Below are 1,369 nucleotides of genomic sequence, written 5' to 3'. Positions count from 1 at the left end.
CTGATGAGGTGGACGCCCCCCAACGGCCTCAGTGTGCCAAAGTGGAGGTGTTGAACTGCACCACTTGAGGGAGGCGTCCATGGGAGAGGTTAGCACAATCGGGTTGGATCTGGCGAAGAGCGTATTTCAGGTTCACGGAGCTGATGCATCTGGAGCAGTGCTGTTTCGCAAGAAGCTGCGGCGGCACCAGGTTCTCACCTTCTTTGCCGGCCAACCGCCCTGCACGGTAGCGATGGAGGCCTGCGGCAGCTCCCACTATTGGGCCCGCGAGATCGGCCAGCTCGGGCATGCGGTCCGGTTGATCTCGCCGGCTTACGTGAAGCCCTTCGTCAAGCGCCAGAAGAACGATGCGGCCGATGCCGAGGCGATCTGCGAGGCAGCCCAGCGCCCGACCATGCGCTTTGTGGTTCCCAAGAGCGAGCAGGCCCAAGCCGCCGCTCTCGTGTTCCGGGCGCGCGATCTCCTGGTGCGGCAACGAACTCAGATCATCAATGCCCTGCGCGGTCATCTGGCCGAGTTCGGCTTGGTCGTAGCCAAGGGCCCGGCTCATGTTTCTCAGCTCGTGCGGGCTGTCGCGGACCCGGAGGAGCCAATCCCGGAGATCGCCCGACCGGTCCTCCAGATGCTGGTCGAGACACTCCATCGGTTGGACAAACAGATTGCAGGCCTGGACCGCGAGGTCGCCCAGCGAGCGAAAGAGAACGAGACGGCGCGTCGGCTGATGACCATTCCCGGGGTCGGCCCAGTGACCGCGGTGGCCCTGGCGGCCCTTGCTCCACCCGCTGAGACCTTCAAGCGCGGGCGGGACTTCGCCGCCTGGGTCGGGCTCACGCCCTTGCAGCACTCCACCGGCGGTAAACAAAAACTGGGTGCCACCTCGAAGATGGGTGAGCGGACCTTGCGCCGCCTGCTGATCATCGGCGCGAGTGCCGTTGTGAGTTGGGCCGCCCGCAACGGAGCCCCGGCAGGTTCGTGGATGGCGCGCATGGTCGCGCGCAAACCACCGATGCTGGTGCGGGTGGCGCTCGCCAACAAGATGGCCCGCATCATCTGGGCTCTGATGGCAAAGGGCGGGACTTATCAAGCTCCAGTCGCGGTGGTCTAACCGCTTGCGACTGTGAGGCTGTTGGGGCGTGGGAAGATCGAAGGAGAGAGATGGCGCAACGGTCACCGAGACGGGATCAGGAAAACCAGCTTTGCGACAAGAGCTTCGAGCACGTGGTTCTGATTTGGACCTGATCCGCGAACTCCCATCCGGGCCCGCGGCATGTGAACGGCCGCATCAGAGGCCGCACACATGTCAGACCCTGACCACGCGCTGCATCAAACCTGAAAATTCTTCTTGCGTCACACGGGGCGTCCACACATG

The 1,369-nt window shown here is 63.8% G+C and carries 1 protein-coding gene; it reads left to right on the top strand.

Features of this window, described 5'->3' with window-relative positions; all coding sequences use genetic code 11:
- The first annotated feature begins 79 nt into the window (after positions 1 to 79).
- Positions 80 to 1,105: an IS110 family transposase gene (locus ACFOYU_RS15320; RefSeq protein ID WP_377034255.1), complete on the top strand. Its 1,026-nt coding sequence runs from the start codon at positions 80 to 82 to the stop codon at positions 1,103 to 1,105.
- The last annotated feature ends 264 nt before the right edge of the window (positions 1,106 to 1,369 follow it).

This window comes from Microvirga sp. GCM10011540, assembly GCF_042650665.1.
Lineage (GTDB): Bacteria > Pseudomonadota > Alphaproteobacteria > Rhizobiales > Beijerinckiaceae > Microvirga > Microvirga lenta.
This window is presented reverse-complemented; position numbering and strand designations above follow the sequence as displayed.